This is a genomic window from Helcococcus massiliensis (genome assembly GCF_900258485.1).
Classification (GTDB): Bacteria; Bacillota; Clostridia; order Tissierellales; family Peptoniphilaceae; genus Helcococcus; species Helcococcus massiliensis.
In genome coordinates, this window is record NZ_OGVE01000001.1 from 337,779 (window position 1) to 355,403 (window position 17,625).

The 17,625-nt window shown below is 31.6% G+C and carries 16 protein-coding genes and 1 tRNA gene; all 17 read right to left on the reverse strand.

Annotated features, from left to right (window positions below):
- Positions 1-5: 5 nt before the first annotated feature.
- The 17 genes from pheS to C4Q29_RS01660 all read right to left on the reverse strand — a co-directional run bounded on the left by pheS (position 6) and on the right by C4Q29_RS01660 (position 17,526).
- Positions 6-1,028: a phenylalanine--tRNA ligase subunit alpha gene (gene pheS / locus C4Q29_RS01580; RefSeq protein ID WP_103981074.1), complete on the reverse strand. Its 1,023-nt coding sequence runs from the start codon at positions 1,026-1,028 to the stop codon at positions 6-8.
- A 150-nt stretch (positions 1,029-1,178) separates the two neighbouring features.
- Positions 1,179-2,090, reverse strand: a complete 912-nt coding sequence (locus tag C4Q29_RS01585; protein ID WP_103981075.1) for a folate family ECF transporter S component — start codon at positions 2,088-2,090, stop codon at positions 1,179-1,181.
- A gap of 166 nt (positions 2,091-2,256) precedes the next feature.
- Positions 2,257-2,814: a DNA-3-methyladenine glycosylase I gene (locus C4Q29_RS01590; protein ID WP_103981076.1), complete on the reverse strand. Its 558-nt coding sequence runs from the start codon at positions 2,812-2,814 to the stop codon at positions 2,257-2,259.
- A gap of 88 nt (positions 2,815-2,902) precedes the next feature.
- Complete coding sequence (gene nrdG / locus C4Q29_RS01595; RefSeq protein WP_103981077.1) at positions 2,903-3,409, reverse strand: anaerobic ribonucleoside-triphosphate reductase activating protein; 507 nt, start codon at positions 3,407-3,409, stop codon at positions 2,903-2,905.
- Positions 3,406-5,550 carry an anaerobic ribonucleoside-triphosphate reductase gene (gene nrdD / locus C4Q29_RS01600; protein WP_103981078.1) on the reverse strand — a complete coding sequence of 715 codons (2,145 nt, stop codon included), beginning with the start codon at positions 5,548-5,550 and terminating at the stop codon, positions 3,406-3,408. Before nrdD ends, nrdG begins: the two co-directional genes overlap by 4 nt.
- Positions 5,551-5,730: 180 nt before the next feature.
- On the reverse strand, positions 5,731-6,168 hold the full coding sequence (locus C4Q29_RS01605; RefSeq protein WP_103981079.1) for a hypothetical protein: 438 nt from the start codon (positions 6,166-6,168) through the stop codon (positions 5,731-5,733).
- Positions 6,169-6,216: 48 nt separating this feature from the next.
- Positions 6,217-6,777: an Rnf-Nqr domain containing protein gene (locus tag C4Q29_RS01610; RefSeq protein WP_103981080.1), complete on the reverse strand. Its 561-nt coding sequence runs from the start codon at positions 6,775-6,777 to the stop codon at positions 6,217-6,219.
- Positions 6,777-7,367 carry an Rnf-Nqr domain containing protein gene (locus C4Q29_RS01615; protein ID WP_103981081.1) on the reverse strand — a complete coding sequence of 197 codons (591 nt, stop codon included), beginning with the start codon at positions 7,365-7,367 and terminating at the stop codon, positions 6,777-6,779. The genes C4Q29_RS01610 and C4Q29_RS01615 overlap by 1 nt, the downstream gene beginning before the upstream one ends.
- 18 nt (positions 7,368-7,385) lie before the next feature.
- Positions 7,386-8,882, reverse strand: coding sequence for an FMN-binding protein (locus C4Q29_RS01620; RefSeq protein ID WP_103981082.1), 1,497 nt, complete (start codon positions 8,880-8,882; stop codon positions 7,386-7,388).
- The gene (locus C4Q29_RS01625; RefSeq protein ID WP_103981083.1) at positions 8,879-9,790 is read right to left on the reverse strand and encodes an RnfABCDGE type electron transport complex subunit D; all 912 of its coding nucleotides are present in this window, start codon (positions 9,788-9,790) and stop codon (positions 8,879-8,881) included. Before C4Q29_RS01625 ends, C4Q29_RS01620 begins: the two co-directional genes overlap by 4 nt.
- An 8-nt stretch (positions 9,791-9,798) precedes the next feature.
- Complete coding sequence (gene rsxC / locus C4Q29_RS01630) at positions 9,799-11,112, reverse strand: electron transport complex subunit RsxC (RefSeq protein ID WP_103981084.1); 1,314 nt, start codon at positions 11,110-11,112, stop codon at positions 9,799-9,801.
- A 162-nt stretch (positions 11,113-11,274) separates the two neighbouring features.
- Complete coding sequence (locus C4Q29_RS01635) at positions 11,275-11,919, reverse strand: lytic transglycosylase domain-containing protein (protein WP_103981085.1); 645 nt, start codon at positions 11,917-11,919, stop codon at positions 11,275-11,277.
- Complete coding sequence (coaE, locus tag C4Q29_RS01640; protein ID WP_103981086.1) at positions 11,916-12,506, reverse strand: dephospho-CoA kinase; 591 nt, start codon at positions 12,504-12,506, stop codon at positions 11,916-11,918. Before coaE ends, C4Q29_RS01635 begins: the two co-directional genes overlap by 4 nt.
- Positions 12,496-15,135, reverse strand: a complete 2,640-nt coding sequence (gene polA, locus C4Q29_RS01645; RefSeq protein ID WP_103981087.1) for a DNA polymerase I — start codon at positions 15,133-15,135, stop codon at positions 12,496-12,498. The genes coaE and polA overlap by 11 nt, the downstream gene beginning before the upstream one ends.
- 171 nt (positions 15,136-15,306) lie before the next feature.
- Positions 15,307-15,393 (reverse strand) — tRNA-Leu (locus C4Q29_RS01650).
- A 77-nt stretch (positions 15,394-15,470) separates the two neighbouring features.
- Positions 15,471-16,298, reverse strand: a complete 828-nt coding sequence (locus C4Q29_RS01655) for an exodeoxyribonuclease III (protein ID WP_103981088.1) — start codon at positions 16,296-16,298, stop codon at positions 15,471-15,473.
- A gap of 109 nt (positions 16,299-16,407) precedes the next feature.
- Complete coding sequence (locus C4Q29_RS01660; protein WP_103981089.1) at positions 16,408-17,526, reverse strand: cation transporter; 1,119 nt, start codon at positions 17,524-17,526, stop codon at positions 16,408-16,410.
- Positions 17,527-17,625: the final 99 nt, after the last annotated feature.

The window sequence follows — 17,625 nt, forward strand, 5'->3', positions numbered from 1 at the left end:
TCCTCCTAAAATTGTTGTAAGAATCTCTTGTCATTATCATAAATTAGTCTTATGTCATCTAGACCATATTTAACCATGGTGATACGGTCTACACCCATACCAAAGGCAAATCCAGTATATTTTTCTGAATCGATGCCACAATTTTCTAAAACTTGAGGATGAACCATGCCACCACCTAGAAGTTCCATAGACCAACCTGTATGGTTGCAAATATCACATCCCTTACCCTTACATGCAAAACATGAAACGTCAACTTCTATTGAAGGTTCTGTAAATGGGAAATAATGAGGTCTATACCTTGTTGAAAATTCTTCACCAAATAGGTTTTTGATAAAGGCATTGATAGTATCAATTAAATTTGCCATAGAAACATTTTCTCCAATTACTAGTCCCTCTATTTGATGGAACATTGGAGAATGAGTTGCATCTACCTCATCAAATCTAAAAGTACGACCAGCTGACACCATCCTTATTGGTGGTTTTTGGTTTTCCATCACCCTTACTTGGACTGGTGAAGTGTGAGTTCTTAAAAGTGTACTTTCATCAAAATAAAAAGTATCGGACATATCTCTTGATGGGTGGTTTTTAGGTGAATTTAACTTATCAAAATTATTTAAAACAGTTTCAATTTCTGGTCCATCAACTATTGAAAAGCCCATGTGTCTAAATAAATCTTCCAATTCATTCATAGTTTGATTTAATGGGTGCCTATGTCCAATATGAACTAAGTCTTTAGAAGCTGTAACATCTAATCTTTCTTCTATTAGTCTATTTTTCAATTCTTCCCATTTGAAATCTTCTTTCTTCTTATCAATGGAAGTTTGAATAATCTCTCTAATTTCATTGGCAATCATACCTACTACAGGTCTCTCCTCTTTTGAAAGGTCTTTCATGCCCTTCAGAATAGCAGTTAGTTCTCCTTTTTTACCTAAAATCTTAACCCTTAATTCTTCTAAATATTTATCATTGTCTGCTTCTTGAATAGCTTCAAGAGCTTTTACTTTTATTTCTTCAAGTCTTTCTTTCATAGTCTCCTCCATATCTATAAATTATATCATAAATGGCTTGATATAACAGTTATCTTTTGTGATTTTTTGATATTGTTGATGATTTTAAATTTATAGTTTATATAAATAAAAAACTCCAAAATAGCTTTCACTAGTTTGGAATTTTATTTATTAATTATATATTTTTCTAAAATCTATAACTTTTGATAGTCTCTCATTTAATATTGTGAGCAAAACTGCATATATAGGAATCGAGACTATTTGTTTAATAAAGGCCTTGCCCATCAAAAATGGCAGTGTATTTGCCCCATAAAGCCAAAACGAAAATATTGGAACCAATATCACTGAAGTAAGCATTTGCCCAATAAATACACCGATTAACACCTTAATGAGTGAGAAGTCTGGATATTTTTCCCCCAATGCCTTAGTTACAATTATTGGTATGGCACCTGTCAAAGCTGATGTCAAGGTAAATAGCGGGTTAAATGGGAAGGAAGAAGGTCTTATTAAAAATCCTAACAAGTCTGCTACTCCACCAACTATAAATCCTGGTAATGGTCCTAGAAGGTATCCAGATAATATTATTGGAAATCCTCCAAAGGATACTGATCCTATCCTCAAAGTATTTATCATCACAGATAAGGCCACAAATATTGACATGTGAGCTATTGACACAGTTGTGAATATTTTCTTATCATCTTTTTTGATATATTTTGCCAAAAGTCCGGCTAAAAATCCTATTACAATTCCTACTAAAATAAATATATATATTCTATCCATTAGAAATTGCGTAAAGGTTTCTAATTCTTCTAAAAAGGCATGCAATTGCGCTTTTTTTAATTTAGGAATAACAGGAATATACTTCTTAGCCATGAGGCCTGCAAAGCTTATAAGCCCACCTGCTATTGCACCTATTGTCTTATTTGAAATAAGCCCTATTAGGATTATTCCTAAATAAGCAATTACTAGGCCTATATAAAAACCCGGAAAAACTTTTGGATTTCCACTTAGCCTTACAGCATTTATAGATATAAGGGCTATTACTAAAATTAATAGCCAACGTCTTAAAGATATTTTTTTCATGTTTCCTCCATCTCGCAGGGAAACGCCTGCGAACGCGGTTATTAATTGCAGATAAAAATCTTTTCGTATAGCCCCGACGTTCCATGGACTATCCCTATAAGCTTTCGCTAACACTAATAACCTACTCAGTTTATATTTTTATATTATACCCATATGGATAAATTAATCAATCTTCAAATTTAAAATCGCAAGATAAGAGGTGGTCATTTAAAACACCTATGGCCTGTAAGAATGAATATATGGTGGTTGATCCAATAAATTTAAAACCTAAGTCTTTCATGTCTTCACATATTTTGTTTGATAAATAATTTTTAGATGGGATTTCTTCCATATGAGACCAAGGACTTAAAACTGGTGTATCTATAACATAGGCCCAGATAAAGTCACTAAAAGGCTGATCCATAGATAAAATAACCCTAGCATTGTTTATAACAGCCTCAATCTTCTTTTGATTCCTAACTATTCCCTCATTTTCCATTAATGAATTTACTTTTTCTTCATCAAAATTAGCTACCTTTTCAATGTCAAACTTATCAAAGGCCTTGTCAAATTCTTCCTCTTTATTTAAAATGGTTGACCAAGATAATCCTGATTGAAATATTTCTAAAGAAAGGGCTCTAAACATTTTTTGATTGTCTTTTTCTACCTTTCCCCAAACATGGTCGTGGTAGGCTTGCATTTTTTCTGAAGAGTCCGCCCAAGGACACCTATTTACTTGACTCATCATATCTCCTTAACTATTATATTCTCTTATAGTATATATAAAGTCTTCTAGGAAATCAAAAAGGTTGACTTCCTAGCCAACCTTTAATTTAATCAATATCGAGTGTCACCACTTGTTTTTTTTCTAATGTTTTTTTAACATCAATGACTCTTTGATTAGATGATCCCCTAAATTTAAGTTTTAAATTTAATAAGTCCTGAATAAAGGGTCCATCTATCAAAACATCACATTCTTTAAGCATATCTAGTCTATCAGGGTCTTTTATCAATTCTTCATATACATAGCCAGAATAAGCCCAAATTTCTTTGTCTGTTTCTTTTTTTACTGCTCTAATAACCTCTGCTAACCAGGTGTTTTGGAAGGGTTCCCCACCTAAAATAGTAAGGCCTTTTACCACAGGATCTTTCATATAGTCAATTACTAATTGAGTTTCTTTTTCAGTCCACTTTTCTCCATAGTTAAAGTCTTGGTATAATTCATTGAAGCAACCCGGACACTTATGGGTACATCCTGTACAAAAGATACTTACCCTAATCCCAAAACCATTGGCTACGTCATACTTCCTTATTTGAGCATAATTACCATAGTCTGTCATATGTGTAAAACTCTTGAAGCTATTTCTTTTGTTCGACCCTCATTCCAAAAGTTTTCACCTAAATAGCCACAAGTTCTCCTAATAACTGTTAACTTAGCCTTGTTTTTATTTCCACAATTTGGGCATTCCCACTCATTATCCTCATTGACTATAATTTCACCGTCAAAGCCACATTCATGGCAATAATCTGACTTGGTATTAAATTCCCCATACATGATGTGGTCATAAATATATCTAATTAATGTTTCTACAGCTTCAATGTTATTGGTCATATTTGGGATTTCAGCGTATGAAATCATTCCGCCTGTAGATAATTCTTGGAATTGTGATTCAAAGTCAAACTTATCAAATACGCTTATATCTTCCCTTACATCTACATGGTAAGAATTTGTATAATATCCCTTATCAGTTACATCTTTAATATCTCCAAATCTTGCCCTATCAATAGAAGCAAAGCGGTGGGTTAAGGATTCTGCAGGTGTACCATATAAGGCGAAACCTAGACCTGTTTCTTTTTTCCAATCATCACAGGCTTGTCTCAATCTTTTTATTAGTTTCAAAGCAAAATCTTTTCCACCTTGAGTATGAGATTGACCAGTTATTAAAACGGATGCTTCATAAAGACCAATATAGCCTAAAGATATGGTTGCATATCCATTTTCTAAGTATGGTCTTATTTTTATTCCTTTATCCAACCTAGTTATGGCCCCATGCTGCCAATGGATAGGTGAAACATCTGAACTGGCATCTTTGAGTAAATCATACCTTAAAAGCAAGGCTTTTTTAGATAAGTCTAGTCTTTTTTCTAGAATCTTGAAAAATTCTTCTTCATCATGATTAGCTAATATGGCAATTTGAGGTAGATTTATACTTACTACTCCCATATTGAATCTTCCATCAAATTTATAGTTACCAAACTTATCCTTCCATGGAGATAAAAATGACCTGCAACCCATTGGTCCAAAGACATTTCCTTCATATAATTCTCTCATTTTTTTAGCTGAAACATAGTCAGGATACATCCTTTTAGCAGTACATTCTGCAGCTAATTTTGTAATGTAATAATATTTAGAATCCGGATGAACATTGTGGTCATCTAAAACATATACTAGCTTTGGAAAGGCCGGTGTTACATATACATCAGCTTCATTTTTTATCCCTTGAATCCTCTGCCTCAATATTTCCTCTTGTATAAGAGCTGCTTCTTTGGCATATTCATATTCTGGTTTGAAATACATAAATAAAGTTACAAAGGGTGCTTGTCCATTTGTAGTCATCAATGTATTTATTTGGTATTGAATGGTTTGTATACCATCTTTGATTTCTTTTCTAGTTCTCTTCCAGGCTACTTGTTCAGCCTTTGCTTGGTCAGGCTCCATTACATATATTTCTACTTGTTCCCTTAGGGCTTGGTCAAGATATTTCTTATAGGACCTCCTTACAAATGGAGCAAGTATCCTATCCACGCCATTTATAGTTTGACCACCATACTGGCCTGATGCCACTTGAGCTATTATCTGGGTAGTTACAGTACAAGCAACTTGAAATGATTTAGGTGAATCTATTTTTTTGCCATTTACAATAGTTCCATTGGTTAACATATCTTCGAGATCAATGAGGCAGCAATTAAACATTGGCTGCATTATGTAGTCCATATCATGGAAATGTATAGCTCCTGTATCGTGAGCTAAGAGTATGTCTGCTGGTATAAGTTTTCTTCTGGCAATATCTTTAGAAACTTCCCCAGCTATAAGATCTCTTTGGGTTGAAACTATTTTGGCATCCTTGTTAGAATTTTCATCCATTACATCTACATTTGTCTTATTAAGTATGCCAAGTATGTCATCGTCTATAGTATTCATTTTTCTTTTGAACTCTTGTACTGACCTATAGGATTCATAAGCCTTAGCTGTTGCTAAATTTCCTTCTTCAATCAAAGAATAATATACATCTTCTTCAATTTGGTGAATAGTTATATCTTTATCAAGTGCTTTGGCCTTATCTTCAATTTTATTGGCTATCCTTAAAGCCTGTCCTTCTTCATAAATACCCGTATAGGAATTCATTGCTTTTTCTATGGCAATTATTATTTTTTCTTTATCAAATGGAAGCTTTCTCCCATCTCTTTTTATAACTAACACTTTATCCTCCTTTCATGGAGATATTATACTATATATTGTGTTTATTTTAAAGCAAAATACTATTAACAGTGTGTACTCATAATTTCTTTTACTTGTTGAAAATACCCTTATTACAAGATAATTCATTTAAACAAAAAAGCTAGCTTCAAAATGAAACTAGCAATTAAATAGATATTTAATTTATTTACTTTTTTGAACTTTTTCTATTATTCGTCCTAAAACAAAAGCTCCTGCAGATATTAATAGTATAGGTAGAATGCTTAGGCTAAATAATTTTTGTTTTAAAAATATGTGAGCTAAAATTATTATAGACATGATACCTGCAACACTCATAAACTTATTAAATCCACTTGCTAAAACTGCATCCTTATAATTAACCAAAATCTTATCAGACATAAACACTACGGTTACAAGGCCGATAATAGCAAAGGTTATAAATAAGGCTGGAGTAAATACCATCCTATAATCTTTGATATGCCCTCCAAACAATAGTAAGTCTAAAAGTAAAAATTCTATAAAGACCAAACCAAAAGAATAAAGGAATACTGATATAGAGTTTAATTCACTTTCCAACTCTTTTGGATCTTTTTTTTCTAGTTTAACGTTTTCTTTTCTCATAAAAACTCCTATAAATAAAAAAAGGTGGATGACCACCTCTTTTCATTCTTATACTAAACCAGCAAAACCATAAAAGGCTAAAGCAATTAAGCCTAAGGCCATCACATGTATTGCTCTTCCTTTGAAGTGGTCTGGCATATTTACAAATCTATACTTATACTTTATAGCTTCCATCATTATTGATAATAAAATCACTCCCAATGAGGTTCCTATAGAATATATAATTGTATCTATTAAGCTTAAGTTATTTTGACTAACTAATAAAGCCACCCCTAAAAATAAGGTATTTACCAGTGTTAATTTACTATAAGCTGGTGAATCGCCATATGTTGAATTAAATAAAACACTGAAAACCTTAACTACTAAGCCAATGATTACTATATAGGCTAGTAATTCAAAATATTGTAAATTAAATTTTTCTAAAAGTGTTTGGCTTAATAATCTTGTTAAAAATGTTGATATTGTAAGCATTAAGCAAGATATAAGTCCTATTTTAAGCATTTTTCCCTTATTATCTGATAAGGCTAAAACATCATCCATTCCAATATATCCAGAAAGAACAACATTAGATACAAATACACCTGCTACTATAATTTGTAATATATTCATTATTGGTCCTCCTTCTTAGCATTGGCAAAATATGATCCTAAGGCTATTAATAAACCTAGCAAAATAAATCCAAATACTGGAGATGAAAAAGTTGGTATTGTGTACTTTTCAGGAATTATTCTAAATCCATAAACTGTACCAATAGCAAATAATTCTCTAATTGTCCCCATCAAAATAGCTACTAAACCATAAGCAAGTCCTGCAAGGATGCTAGTTTTTATACTTTGTCCTAAGGATGCATGTAAGGCAGTATCTTTTAATTTATAAAATATAACTGAATTTACAATTATCAAAGAAGCTGCTAGTTTCATAGTAGATTCTGATATAGGATAGTAAAATTTAATCAACATAGTTGCTGCACTTGCAAAGGCACCTATAATAATTAAAAGGGTTAAATCTTCTAGTTTTCTAGGTATAAAGTTTTTCAAAATGGATGTTAATAGACTTGATAAAATCAAGACAACTAAAACTGCTGCAGACATTATCAAAGCTGATTTTAATGTAGTTGTTGCTGCTAGTATTGAAACAAATCCAAGACCACCTACTAAGACTGGATTGTTTTTGATAATATTGTTATTTTTATTATTCATATTGACCTCCTCTTAGTATTATTGAGCCTTAAACGCTTCTTTTACAGCAGTTAATCCTGCGTGCATTCCATTTGTTGTTATGGTTGATCCTGCTATAGCATCTACTTCATTAGCAACATCTCCAATTTCATTCAAGTTTTTGCCAACAATTTGATTCTTGTATGAATCTTCTTCAATAGCTGCACCAAAACCTGATGTTTCACTATGTTTGTATATTACAAAATCTTTTATCACTCCATCATTGTCTACTAGGATACCGAATTCTATCATTCCACCAAAACCTTCAGAATTTACATCGTAAACTTTACCTAGGTCTCCAGCATCAGAAATTGCAAGTACCTTGTCATTTACATTTTCAGCAATAACTTCTGTAGATTCTACACCTTCAAATAAACTATGGTCATATTGTTTTTTATCAGATTCTAGATCATCAAAGTTTATTGGCTTAAACATATCTTCATTGTTTTTAAGCTTATTAAATCTTGTTAAATCTTCTATAACGTTGTCTAAAGAATCCTTCATAGCTTTTGAAGTAACTGTTGCTCCAGAAATTAGAAGAATATCTTTTTCATGTTTTGGTTCTTTTCTTAATTTTGTAGCCTTTGTGATAAAGTTTTTATCTAAGTTTAATCCTTTGATTAAGTCCTTATAAACTGGATCTTCAATCTTACCACCCTTATCAGGAGCTTCACTATGTTTACCAATTTCTATACCAAAAACTCTATAGTTTTCATCAAGTCTTAGAATATAATCAATATCACCTGCTATACCTGAAGCGGTAGCTTGTACTAAGTAAGAAATTTCATTAGTCTTTTTATTTTTAGCTTCAATGATTCTTCTTATACCATTTTCCCTATAAAAGTCTTTATCTTCAAATTCTTTAAACTCATATTCACTAATAAGGTTAGCAAATAGCTCTTGCCACTTATCAGGATAATATGGTAGTTCTTTTACAACTGCTTGCACATCTTCTGATAAGGTTGATAGGGCATTCGCCACTGTTATCAATGAGTCTGTTACAGCATTTGTAGTAATAGTAGCACCTGCTATTAACTCAATTTGTCCTTCATCTTTGTTAGCTTCACCAAATGTTAACTTTCCTGTTCCAATTTTTGTACCAGTTAAGCTTGACGCATATTCTGGTGTATTAAAGGCAGCACCAAATCCTTCAGTTTCACTATGTGATAAAACTTTGAATCCTTGAATTGTACCATCTGCAGATACACCCACTTGGTAAACAAATTCACCACCATAACCATTACCTAGAGCTTCAAATATATAACCATCAGCTCCTGATTCATCTTTTATTTTATATACTTTATTAAATTTATCTTCATATCCTTCTACTTCTATTTCCTCTACTTGGTCAGTAGCTGTAGGATATACTCCTGCAAAAGGATTTACTTTCTCTTCTTTAGCTTCTTCAGCCATTAAAAATTGATTCACACCAAAAATCAAAGCTGCTGCTAAAGCTAAAACTAAAATTGTGGTAATAAATGATCCTTGTTTTCTCATTTTTTACCTCCTGTCCCAAATACTGTAGCTCTTACATACCTATCAATAGTAGGAACAAATGCGTTCATTATAAGTATGGCAAAGGATACACCTTCTGGGTATGCTCCCCATAGTCTAATAACAACTGTCAATAAAGCTGCTCCTAAAGCATATATCACCTTACCTTGTTTTGACATTGGTGAGGATGAATAGTCTGTAACCATAAATACAGCTGCAAAAATAATACCACCTGATAATAATTGGTATAGGGTATCAGCTAAGTCGTATTTGAAAATATATAGGAATACAGCACATCCAAGAGTGTAAACTAGAGGCATTCTTAATTTAATAACTCCTCTAACCACCAAATAAGCACATCCTATAAGAATAGCTAGTTTGGATACTTCACCTATGGTTCCTGGTATATTACCAATAAATAGGTCTACTAAACTTGCAGGTCTTCCACCTAGAGGTGTTGCCCCTGCAACCCCATCATATGTAAATGTCCCAATTTCAGCTGGCCAAGTAACCATCAAGAAAATTCTTGCAGCTAAGGCTGGGTTTAGGAAGTTTTGTCCTATACCACCGAATAATTCTTTAACTATAACTATAGCAAATACACCACCTACGATAGCCATCCAGAAAGGATATTCTACTGGTAGGTTAAATGCTAAAAGCATACCTGTAACTACAGCTGATAAGTCTTTCACTCTAACTTTTTTGACTAGTGCCTTTTGCACCAAAGCTTCTGATATAACACAAGCTGCCACTGTAACTAGGGTCAACCATAAGGATCTTATACCAAAGAAATATATGGCTGCTGCCATAGCTGGAAGCATAGCGATTATAACGTCTAACATTACTGTTGTTGTTGATTTTTTAACCCTGATATGAGGGGCATTATTTTTTATTAACTTAATATTTTCCATAATCCCCCCTAGTTAATATTCATTTGTCTAATCATTTGCTTACCTTCTTTGAATGTTTCAGCTAATGGAATATGTGATGGACAAATGTATGAACATAATCCACATTCAATACATGCCATGATGTCATTAGTTTGAGCACCTTCCAGGTCTCCATTTCTTACAAGCTCTTCTAAATTGAATGGTTGTAAGTAAACAGGACAAACTTCAACACAAGCTGAACATTTTATACAAGGTTCTTGGTCTGGATATTCTGCTTCTTCTACAGATAAGGCTAATAATCCATTAGTTGGCTTATCTAAAGGAATTCCTAAGTCATCTTGGGCAAATCCCATCATAGGTCCACCAATGATTAACTTAGCAACATCATCTTTTAAGCCACCTAGTTCTTTCAATGCATCACCTAAAGTTGTACCAAATCTAACTAGGGCATTTGTTTTTGTATTCATTGCCTCACCAGTAAAAGTAACTATTCTTTCATATAAAGGCTTGTTATGAACTACAGCATCTGTTATAGCAGCTGCTGTTGTAGCATTAGAAACTACACATCCAACCACTGCTGGTAGTTCACCTAAAGGTAATTCTTTACCTGTAGCTACTTGGATAATTCTTTTTTCGTCACCTTGTGGATATTTTGCTTTAGCTACAACTAATTTAATATTTTCTGAACCATTAATAGCTTCTTCTAATTTTGCTATAGCTTCTGGTTTATCATCCTCAATAACAATGTATCCATTTTCTGCATTTAAAACTTGCATTTCAATTTTTAAACCAGTAATTATCTTGTCAGCAAAGTTTCTCATCATTGTATCGTCTGATGTTAGATAAGGTTCACACTCTGCCGCGTTTATAATTACATCTTCAATTTTTTCTTGTGGACTTAACTTTACAGATGTTGGGAAAGAAGCTCCCCCTAGTCCTGTAATACCGGCTTCATCAATGATTGCTATGATTTCTTCAGAAGTCATAGATTTATAGTCCATATCCATTAATTCATAAGCAAGCTCATCCTTGAAATCATTTTTGATAAAAATACATGTAGTATTTCCTCTTGTTGAATTTGACTTCTCTATTTTTACAACTTCACCTGATACACTTGAATGTATATTAGCTGAAATAAAACCTACTTTTTCACCAATTTTTTGCCCTACTTTTACGTAATCTCCTACTTCAACTATAGGATTAGCTGGGGCGCCTATGTGTTGTAACATTGAAAGTTTTACAACTTCTGGTGCTGGCATTATTATGTACTCATTGCCTCTACTCAATTCCTTTTTAGCAGGAATGTGATGGCCTTGTTTGAAAGTATTTTTCTTAAATACCATATGTTCCCTCTTTCTATTAGTTTTAATTATTATATTATTAACAATAACTAGCTTCTTTATTATACCATGATATAAAGATTTTATCAGCCTAAATCGTAGATTTTATAAATATAATTCAGAGAAAAATAAAAAACGCTTAATTAAATAAGCGTTTTTCTAACTTTATTTCTTTGTAAAATAATCTACTATTATTTTTTTCATAACATTAAAAGCTTTTTGACTCTTTGAACTCTCATTATCTAAATAATATACATCAAAAATACTCTTATTTATTTCATAACGATCATTTACTTTTTTAATATAGTTTCTTGTTTCAGCAAAAGGTACTTGATCGTAGTCTTTAGAATTTTCTTTTAATATCCCTTGTCCTATCCATTTATCTACATTACCATGACCAGCATTATATGCCATGATAGCAAAATCTATATTATTATTATAGTAATCTATTAAATATTTAAAATAATAAGTACCAAATTTGATATTAGTTTCTGGGTCCAATAAAAATGTTGGACTATATTCTTTTTCCTTTAATTTTTGAGAAACCCATTCTCCAGTATCTGGCATAATTTGCATAAGACCTTTTGCCCCAACTCCAGATTCAGCTTTTTCAATAAAATCACTTTCTGTTTCAATTATAGCCGTGATTAATTTCTCATCCACATCATTTTCTTTAGAATATTTTAGAATTAAATCCATATAGGGTTCATGTCTATCATTAACTGTATAATATATATATCCATATGCTAGTCCTAGTCCAAGAATAGCAAGAACTAATATAAAGGCTAATATTCTTCCTAGTATTTTCATAAAGTCCTCAATTTTTCTTTAACTTGTTTTATAGTCTCTTCTCTACTTTTTCTATTATCGATTATAAAATCTGCAAATTTAACTTTTTCTTCAATTGACATTTGAGATTTTATCCTACTTATAGCTTCTTCTTGGCTTAAATCATTTCTTTTCATCAATCTTTGTAATTGAGTTTTTTCATCTGTATAAACCAACCAAATCTCATCTACAGGAAGATTATTATTAGCAATATTCTCAATATATAAGGGAATATCAACAAAAATAATCTTATCAGTCGAAATTGATATATCGTTCATAATTTTATTAAATATATTATCATGAGTCAAATTATTTAGTATATCTAATTTATCTTTATCATTAAAAACTATATTAGCAAGTTTTTTATTATTTATATTTTTCTTATCGTCAAGAATATCTTTACCAAAATATTCTACAATATTATTATAATTTACTTGTCCAACTTGCATTAAAGAATGTGCAATTTCATCTGCATCTAATAGCTTATAACCTTTATCTTTTAGATAAGAAGAAACTAAACTTTTCCCAGTTGCTATAGATCCTGTAATTACTATTACTTTAGACTTCATACCAAGAGTCCCCAACTTCTACATCAACTAGCAACTTAACTCCAATATCAACAGCATTTTCCATTTCTTCTTTTATAATCTTTTTGACTTTCTCTAGTTCATTGTCCGGACTTTCTATGATCAATTCGTCATGGATTTGTAAAATCAATTTTGCTTGGAGTTTATCTTTCTTTAACCTATTATAAACATTTATCATAGCAATTTTGATGATATCGGCAGCAGTCCCTTGGATAGGTGAATTTAGCGCTATTCTTTCTCCAAAACTTCTCAAATTAAAGTTTGATGAAGATAATTCTGGTATATACCTTCTTCTAGCAAACATGGTTTTCACATACCCTTGTTCCTTAGCAATTTCAACTATATCTTCCATATATTTATGGATTTGAGGATATGAATCTAAATAAGAGTCTATATAATTTCTAGCTTGTTTTCTTGTAATGTTCAAATCTTCTGAAATACCATAATCCGATATACCATAAACAATACCGAAGTTAACAGCCTTTGCTTCCGACCTTTGTAACTTTGTCACTTCATCTAAATCAACTTTAAATACTTCAGATGCTGTTTTTGTATGGATATCTATTCCTTGTTCAAAGGCTGATAACATATTTTCATCATTAGTTAAAGCTGCAAGTACTCTTAGTTCAATTTGGGAATAGTCTGCAGATACCAACTTTTTATCTTTACCTGCAAAAAATCCTTTCCTAATCAACCTACCCTCTTCCGTTTTTATAGGTATATTTTGCAGGTTTGGTTCTGTAGAAGATAGTCTACCAGTAGCTGCTACAGTTTGGTTGAATTTTGAATGGATCCTATTGTCTTCTCCTATCATTGGGATTAATCCGTCAATATAGGTAGATTTAAGCTTAGCTAACTGTCTATATTCTTCTATCATAGGAATAATAGGATGCTTGTCTTCTAACTTTTTCAAAACATCAATATTTGTTGAATATCCAGTCTTAGTCTTTTTAATAACTGGTAATTCTAACTTCTCAAATAAAACCACTCCTAATTGTTTTGGGGAGTTTATATTAAATTTTTCACCTGCTTGGTCGTAGATTTCATTTTCCAAATTCTCAATTTTAGCTGATATTTCCTCATCCAGTTTTTCAAACTCTTTAGCATGGGACTCTACCCCATAAATCTCCATGTCAGCAAGCACCTTCACAAGTGGCAAATCAACCTTGTAAAGTAGGTCTTTCATTTCCATTTCTTCAATTTTATCTAACAATAATTTTTTAGCCTTACTTATAACAAATAGATTGTTAGCTTGATATTCTAATAATTGATCTTGGTCTAAATCGCTTAAATTAATTCTTTTTTTACCTTTTCCTAAGTATTCATCTAATGCTTTAATCTCTACATTTAAAAATGATAGACCAAGATCTTGTAATGAATAGGAACCACTAGGATTTATTAAGTATGATAAAATCATTAAATCTTGATAATTGTCAGAAAATTGAACATTTAATTTATCAAACATAACTATAGATTTTTTTATATCAAAAGAAACTTTTTCGATTTTGTCACTTTCAAATAAAGACTTAAAATGTTTTTCAAACAATTCAAAATCATTTTCCAAATCTAATGTGTAAACCTTGTTATCTTTAGACTTTATCGCTAAATACCTAGGTTTTTCTTTTATATAGTCATCTTCATTTATAAGGTCAAAAACAAGCTCTTTTTCTTTTTCTATAAAATTTATAAGGTCTTTATAATCTTTTTTAGCAAGAAGACTAGCATCAAAGTCATGAGCCTCTTCTACTTCAGGAGAATATTCTTTCATCAATCCTGTAAATTCTAAAGCCTTATATTTTTCATATAATTCTTGCCTATTTTCTTCTTGAACTTTTAAATCTTCAATTTCTATACCTAGGTCTAAATCACATATTATCTTACCTAATTTTCTTGATAAGTAAGCCAAGTTTTCATTTTCCAAAAGATTTTTTGGAAGAGCTTTCCCCTTAATCTTATCAATGTTTTCATAGATATTTTCAATGGTTGAATATTCTTTTATTAATTTTATAGCAGTCTTTTCTCCAACTCCAGGGACGCCTGGTATATTGTCAGAACTATCTCCCATCAATCCTTTTATTTCAATAAGATCTTTAGGACTTAACCCATCATATTTTTCTTTGATCTTTTCCTTATCGTAAATTTCTAATTGTGAAATTCCTTTTACTGTATACAATACATAGGCATGGTCATCGATTAATTGAAAATAGTCCCTATCTCCTGTTAGCATATATGATTCAATATTTTCTTCGTTTGCTTTTCTAGATAAGCTAGCAAGTATATCATCTGCTTCATAATCATCTAGAGAAAAGTGTTTAATCCCATATGAATCCAACAAGTCCCTAACTATACCAAATTGGCTATTCAATTCATCCGGTGTCTTATCTCTTGTGCCCTTGTATTCTGCGTATTCTCTAGTTCTAAAAGTCGGACCAGCCTTGTCAAAGGCTACTGCTAAGTAATTTGGTTCTATCTGTTTAATAGCAGAATTTAACATATTAACGAATCCATAAACAGCTCCCGTTGGCAAACCATCTTTTGTAGAAAGATTTCTTATAGCGTAAAAAGCTCTAAATATTAAGGATGATCCGTCTATAAGTAGTATTTTTTCCATATTTCCTCTTCTCTTTTTTGTTTAAATATTCTTAATTATTAATCATAATTTTTCTAAGTCTTTTTATTTCTAACATTTAAAATATTATCTTTAATTATTATATCAAATTTGTAAGCAATTATAAATTTAGGCATAAAAAAAACGTGTAAAATACACGTTTTAAATAATATATGGTGCCCGGGAAGGGGATCGAACCCTTACACCCTAGTGGGTACGAGATTTTGAGTCTCGCGCGTCTGCCAGTTCCGCCACCCGGGCTGACAAAGTTTATTTTAACACTATATTTATATTTTTTCAATATTTAAATAAGAGCTGGTTTATATCCAGCTCTTGCTTTATAGGTCAATTTCTAAAATAATTGGTGTATGGTCTTGTCTAGTTCCTGAGTCAATCATTTCTGATCTTGTTACCTTATCTTTAATACGATCACTTACTAAAAAGTAGTCAATCCTCCAGCCTGAGTTGTTTATCTTTGAAGTTTTTACCCTTTGAGCCCACCAGGTATATACTCCTTCTACATCTCCATGGATGTGTCTAAAGGTATCAGTAAAACCTCTATCTAATAAGTTTGTAAATCCCTGTCTTTCTTCATCAGTAAAGCCAGCTGACCTTCTATTACTTTCAGGATGAGCCAAGTCTATTTCTTCATGGGCTACATTAAAGTCTCCGCAAGCTATAACAGGCTTTTCTTCATCAAGCTTTGATAAATAATCAGCATATTTTTCATCCCATAACTGTCTATCATCTAATCTTCCAAGACTACTTCCAGCATTAGGTGTATACACATTTGTTACATAAAAATTATCAAATTCTAAACTAATTATTCTTCCTTCTGAATCCATAGTACATGGGCTATCTATAAAAGGACGAGTCACTTCAGGTTCTAATTCGTTTTTATATAAAAACATTGTCCCTGCATAACTTTTTCTTGCAGGTTCTTGTGAGGAAACCCAAACAGATGTATAATCTGGAAATTGTTCTTCCAATATTTCTAAGTGTTTTTTACTTGGCCCCTTTGCAGGTAGTTTAGTCTCTTGGATTGCTATTATATCCGCATTTTCATATTTAATAGTTTCTAATACTTGTCTTGATAGTTGAGCCCTATTAGAATCACTTGTCAAGGCCGCATTTAAAGAATCAATATTCCATGATATTAACTTCATATTTACTCCTTTATTTTTCATAATGCTTTTATTATAACATGATATGAGATTTTAATTTAAATAAAGAAAAAAATGGTGGGATATCCCACCATTCTTAACTAATAAAAAATTAGTATTTCAATATTTTCTCTGTGTCAGGTATAACTTCAATAGTATAATGTACCATTTTATAAGGAGCAATTATATCTCTAATTTCACGTCTTATATTTTCCATTTCTTCACCATCTTGGGTATCTACAAATGCAGTTACTGTAAATGCGTTGTTTTCCCCATCAATAGACCAAATATGCAAGTGGCTAATAGCATGAACCTTGTCTATTAGTCTAATCTCCTTTTCTATTTTACTTATTGGTATATTATGCGGAGTTGAATTTAAGAATGTTTTTACTGATTTTATAAATTCTGGTACTGCGTTATAAAGAATAAATCCTGCAATCGCTAGCGATAGCATTGGATCTAAAAAGTACCAATCTGTATATTTTAAAACAATACTTACAAGTAAGACTGCAATCCAACCAAACATATCTTCTAAAACATGAACATTTAATAACTTTTGGTTTGAATTTTCACCACCTCTTAAGAACCATACCGAGAAACCATTGATTATAATAGCTGCAATAGCCATCCAAAACATACCTTGTTCATTTGGTGCATGAGGGCTTATAAAGCTTGGTATAGCCTTTAATATTATTGAAATAGACCCAAATATAAGTACTGTAGATGTTATAAGGGCTCCAAGTAGAGAAAACCTACTATAGCCAAATGAATATTTGGTATCCGCCTCTTTTGTTGACACCTTTTCAAAAACAAAGGCTAGACCAATAGATAAGGCATCGCCCAAGTCGTGAACAGCATCAGAGAGTATCGCTGATGACCTAAATATATTTCCTAAGATAAATTCTGCAATCGAAAAGAATAAATTCAATAGAAATACAATTAGCATTTTACCTGGTGCTGAAATGTCAACATCATGGCTATGACTATGACTGTGACTGTGACTATGGCCATGATGGTGGTCATGGTCTCTATCATTTACCTCTTCTATAAATAGTTTTTTATATTCTAAAATCTGATTAAATTGATCTAAGTTTAAATCTTCTGGCAAATAAATCAATTTATCTTTGTAATCAATTTTTACTTTTTCTCCATTTTCAATCCTTAATAATGATTCCTTCAAATCATCTGCACATTCCTGGCAATGGAGACCGAATATTTTGTATTTATCCATAATTACCTCCAAAGTATTTTATGGATAAATTATAGCACTAATAAATTTGTCAACCATGCTAATGAGAGCCATTATTATAATTTTCGTTAAGTTTTTAAT